Origin of the sequence: Rhodopseudomonas sp. B29, from assembly GCF_000333455.1 — a bacterium.
Lineage (GTDB): Bacteria > Pseudomonadota > Alphaproteobacteria > Rhizobiales > Xanthobacteraceae > Rhodopseudomonas.
The window spans coordinates 1-4,940 of sequence record NZ_BADD01000751.1 but is presented as its reverse complement, the minus strand read 5'-3'; the positions used below and the strand labels follow the sequence as shown (position 1 = coordinate 4,940).

Below are 4,940 nucleotides of genomic sequence, written 5' to 3'. Positions count from 1 at the left end.
ACCAGGCTCACACTACTGCCTATGGTCGCGTGCCCACCTGCCTAAACCTCGGCCCGCATGCTGGCACCGACAACTGATCAACAGCATGTCGGTCGGCCGTCTAGGGATCTGGGCAATCATCTCGAGTCGTATCAAGGCGAATCGACCGCCCCATATTCTCTCCACATGGTCAAGGCGGCGATGGAGGTGTTCAAGACCGACCCGTCGATCAAGGTCGTGTCCTCACAGCCGACTAATTGGGACGCCACAAAGGCGTCCGACATCACCACCAATGTGCTGCAGCAGAACCCTGACCTGTGCGGGATCTTCAGCGTCTGGGGTCCTCAGACGGTGGGGGCGGCTCAGGTCGTGAAGAATGCCGGCAAGAAGGGCGAGGTGAAGATCTTCGTTGCAAGCGATGGTCAGCCCGCAGATTGCGACATGGTGGAGCAAGGCCTGTTCACCAAGAACCTGTCCTACCGCGCCGATACGCAAGGAGAAGCGATCGCCAACGCGGTGCTTACCCTGCTGCAGGACAACCGGCCCGCTGGGACGACTCAGCTCGCCTACTACACGACGAACTATTGGGTCTCCAGCAAGGACGACCGTCAGTATTGCTTCGTCGTGCCGAAGGAATAGCCGGTTCTCTCAGCTTTGTCCCGACGCCACGGATGCCGTTCCGCTGTGGAGCGGCATCCGCTGTCCGAAAGTCCGTCGCTCATGAAGTCCCTTCGACGTCTGTGGTATCGCCTTTCGCCCCAGCTGCTGCTCGGTGAGCTCCTGGAAAAGCGCTGGATGGAGCCGATCGTCCCGTTCACGCTGCTGCTGGTGGTGTTCGTCGCGTTCATCGTGATGATCCCCGGCTACACGTCGATCCCTCAGCTTCAGCAATTGATGCGCAGTTTTCCGGAGCAGGGCTTCGTGGCGATGGCGATGGCCATTTCCATTCTCTCCGGCGGGCTCGATCTCTCGGTCGGCGCCGTCTTCGCGATGGCGGATTTCCTGACGCTGTATTTCCTCATGATCCTGGAGTGGCCGCTGCCGCTCACGATCGTCGCTGTGATGGGGTGGGGGGCGTTGATCGGCGCGATCAACGGTGGACTGATCGCCTATGCGAAGACGCGACCGTTCCTTACCACGATGGTGGTGCTGATCATCCTGCGCGCGGCTTACAACAAGATTACGGGTCAATACGCTGTCGAACTGGCCGGCGCGTCCTCGGACAGCGCGGCGTGGGATTATCTCGGCGGAGGTTTCCTGTTCGGGATTCCGATCAACATGGTCTGCCTGCTCGTCGTGGGCGTCGTGGCCCACTTCTATCTCACGCGGATCCGGTCCGGCGTTCACATCATGGCTGTCGGCTCCAGCCGCAAGGCGGCACGCCATGCCGGAATCGACGTGAAATGGTCGCTGTTCATGGCCTACGTGTTGTCCGGCATGATGGCGTCGCTGGCGGGCATTCTCTACGCCGCCCGGCAGAACAGCGCTGGCACCGACACCGGCGTCGGCTGGGAAGTCAACGCGCTCGCTGCTGCGGTGCTCGGCGGCATCAGCCTGTCGGGCGGACGCGGCACCATCAGCCGGGCGCTGATGGGTGCCGCCATCATCTTTCTGCTGATCAACGGCCTGGTGCAGCTCGGTACGCACGGCAGCCTGACGACCGCAATCATCGGTGCGATCCTGCTCGCGGCCGTGGCCTTCAACGTCAAGTTCGTGAAGAACAAGGGCAAGCTGCTGCAGAAGATCTACGTGACGCCGTCGTTGGTGGAATTCGAGCCGCCGGCCTCGATCGCGCGGGACAGCGGCACCGTGTTCGCCGAAAACGATCGGCTGAAGAATGCCGAGGCAATCGCGCTCGACAAGATTGAGGGGCCGGAAGACATCATCCTCGACGAGGACGATCATCTCTACACGGTGAATCGCAACGGCTCGATCATCCGGTTTCTCGCACCGGACTACGAGGTACGCGAGGAATTCGCTCGTATCGGCGGCCGACCGCTAGGGATGGCGCTCGACCGCGAGAAGAACATTCTGGTCTGCGTAGCCGGCATGGGCGTCTATGGCGTGAAACCCGACCGCACCGTGTTCAAGGTCACCGACGAGACCAATCGGACCTGGTATCGCTTCAAGGACGACTCGCGGCTGTGGCTCGCCGACGATCTCGACGTTGCTCCGGACGGCAAGATCTATTTCAGCGACGCGACCACGCGCTACGACCTTTCGGATTGGGCGCTGGACGGCTTCGAAGGGCGGGGCAACGGGCGCATCGTTTGCCACGATCCGGCGACGGGTAAGACCAACACCGTCCTGTCAAATCTGGCCTTCCCGAACGGCGTATGCGTGTCTCACGACGGTCGTTCGGTGCTGTGGGTCTCGACGTGGCTCTGCCGCATCTATCGCTACTGGATCGCTGGCGAGAAGGCAGGCCAGCTGGAGCTGTTGGTCGACAATCTGCCGGGCTATCCGGACAACGTGAATCGCGCCTCCGACGGGACCTATTGGCTCGCGCTCGTGGGCATAAGGTCGCCGGTCTACGATTTGGCGATGGCGGACCCTGCCTTCCGCACGCGGATGGTGAAGCAGATCCCGCCGGACGAGTGGATGTGCCCCGGCATTAACAACGGCTGCGTCATCAAGTTCGACGATACCGGCCGCGTCCTGGAATCACTCTGGGATCCGGGCGGACGTTCGCATCCGACGATCACCTCGATGCGCGAACACAAAGGCTATCTCTACATCGGCGGTCTCGAGAACAACCGTATTGGTCGTGTGAAATTGCCGAACGCCGACGTCAACTGGACCGGCTGGACGTCCTATTGGGCGTCGAGCGTCAACAGTGATCCTGACGCCAAAGCGAGCAACGTCCATCGGATTTCTGCAGCGAGGGCGAAGTATGTCTCTGGCGCGTGACATCATCGACCGCATTTTCCATCCGAATCGCGATGTTCACGCGATCCCAGTGCTGGATGGAAACTTCTCACCGAACGAGCGCCTCGACCGCGCGCTTGTTCTCGGCGAGCCATTCGACGCTCCGGACGCGCTCGCGCTCGACAGCAGCGGCACGCTTTATGTGTCGAGCGGTCGAACCATTCAGGCGTGCCGCGGTCCCGACTTCGCTGAGCGACGCACGTTCGCAACGTTCGACGTGGAGGTCGGCGCTCTGGCGTGGTTCGGGTCGACAGGACTCGTCGCCGCTTTGTCAGGAATGGGGATCGTGTCCCTGACGGAAGAGGGAGAGATAGCCGCGCGCTTGACGAGCGCGGCGGGCGCGCAGCTGCACTCCGTGACTGCGCTGGCGATCGCAGACGATGGCCTGATCTATATCGCCGATGGTTCGCGGCACAATCCCGCCGCCGAATGGCACCGGGATCTGCTTGAGAAGCGCGCGCCATCCGGCCGGATCATTGTCTGCGATCGACAACTTTCAGATGCCCGCATTATGGCCGACGGCCTCGATTGGCCCGCGGGACTCGTCGTGTCTCATGACGGCCGCAGCCTGCTGGTCACAGAGGCCTGGGCGCATCGGTTGAGCGCGCTGGCTCTCGACGGAGGAACTCAGCGCACCCTGGTGACGAACTTCGCCGGCTATCCGTGCCGGATCTCGCGCGGCTCGCGGGGCGATTACTGGCTCGCGTTCTTCGGCTTGCGCACGCAATTGATGGAGTTCGTGCTGCGCGAGGACGCGTTCCGCATGCGGATGCTCGAAGCCGTCGAGCCGCATCTGTGGATTGGTCCGCGGCTCGGCGGCACGGCCGATTATCGCGAGGCGATGCAGATCGGGCGGATCAAAAAGCTCGGCATCCAGAAACCCTGGGCGCCGCCGCGGTCTTACGGCCTTGTGGCCCGCATCGGAAAGGACGGTGCGGCGCGCGAGAGCTATCACAGCCGTGCGTCCGGAGAGGTGCACGGTATCACGGCGGCGTTGGCGGATCCCGCGGGGCAGGTCCTCGCCGTGTCGAAAGGGCACGGCAAGTTGATCAGATTGCCCACCGGCCCCGTGTCCGAGTAGGAGGACGCCATGAGCTCTATCGAGATTGCTCCGGTCCTGCAAATCGCCGCAGGAAGCAAGGTCTACAGCGGCGTTCACGCGATCGACAAGGTCGACTTCACGCTCCGTCCCGGCGAGATCCATGCCTTGCTGGGCGAGAACGGCGCCGGCAAATCCACCTTGTGCAAGGCGATTGCGGGGGCCATCAAGCTGACCTCCGGCGATTACTATCTCGGCGGCGAGAAGGTATCGTTCTCGTCGCCGGGCGAGGCGTTGGCGCAGGGCGTGGCAATGGTCTACCAGGAAACGAGCCTCGTCCCGTCGATGACCGTGGCCCAGAATCTCGAACTCGGGATGGAGAAGTGGTTCACCGTCTACCGCAAGATCAACATCGCCGCGCAGCAGTCACAACAGGCCCTGAACTTCAATGTCGATCCGCTCGCGCTAGTGGAGACGCTCGGCACCGCGAAGCGGCAGATGGTGGAGATCGCGCGCGCCGTTCGTCACAATGCGCGCGTGATCGTGTTCGACGAGCCGACGGCCAGCCTGACGCCGGAAGAAATCCAGCATCTCTTTCATCTTCTGAACAGTTTGCGTGCGAAGGGCGTCGGCGTCATCTTCATCTCGCACGCGCTGGAGGAAGCGCTGAAGATTGCCGACCGGATCACGATCCTGCGCGACGGAAAGCTGGTGCATACCGGGCCCGCGAGCGAACTTGATCGCCCGAAAATCGTCCGGATGATGGTGGGCCGCGACGTGGCCAGCAGCCACTACGCGGCCGCCGAAATCGCCGGTGACGCGGCGCTTCCAGCGGCGCCGGCCGAAACGTCGGCCGAGCGCAAGCGCGTGCTAGCCGTCGAGAACGTAACGATGGGCAATGTCGTCAAGAACATGTCGTTCTCGGTCTATGAGGGTGAGGTAGTCGGCATCGCGGGTCTCGTCGGTTCCGGCAGAACCGAAATTGCCCACATCA

At 62.6% G+C, this 4,940-nt stretch carries 4 protein-coding genes; all 4 read left to right on the top strand.

Going from position 1 to position 4,940, the window contains the following annotated elements; translation table 11 throughout:
- The first annotated feature begins 57 nt into the window (after window positions 1-57).
- Entirely contained in the window at window positions 58-618 is a 561-nt protein-coding gene (locus I5M_RS27180) for a sugar ABC transporter substrate-binding protein (RefSeq protein ID WP_283804881.1), read from the top strand.
- Window positions 619-774: 156 nt separating this feature from the next.
- Window positions 775-2,889, top strand: coding sequence for an SMP-30/gluconolactonase/LRE family protein (locus tag I5M_RS27170; protein ID WP_307707461.1), 2,115 nt, complete (start codon window positions 775-777; stop codon window positions 2,887-2,889).
- On the top strand, window positions 2,873-3,988 hold the full coding sequence (locus I5M_RS27165; RefSeq protein ID WP_031337749.1) for an SMP-30/gluconolactonase/LRE family protein: 1,116 nt from the start codon (window positions 2,873-2,875) through the stop codon (window positions 3,986-3,988). The genes I5M_RS27170 and I5M_RS27165 overlap by 17 nt, the downstream gene beginning before the upstream one ends.
- 9 nt (window positions 3,989-3,997) lie before the next feature.
- On the top strand, window positions 3,998-4,940 hold a 943-nt coding region (locus tag I5M_RS27160; RefSeq protein WP_022724280.1), incomplete at its 3' end, for an ATP-binding cassette domain-containing protein.

What these genes read in the sequence shown, in the direction of transcription:
- I5M_RS27180 (WP_283804881.1), top strand. Translation starts at nt 58, where the DNA reads ATGCTGGCACCGACAACTGATCAACAGCATGTCGGTCGGCCGTCTAGG.
- I5M_RS27170 (WP_307707461.1), top strand. Translation starts at nt 775, where the DNA reads ATGGAGCCGATCGTCCCGTTCACGCTGCTGCTGGTGGTGTTCGTCGCG.
- I5M_RS27165 (WP_031337749.1), top strand. Translation starts at nt 2,873, where the DNA reads ATGTCTCTGGCGCGTGACATCATCGACCGCATTTTCCATCCGAATCGC.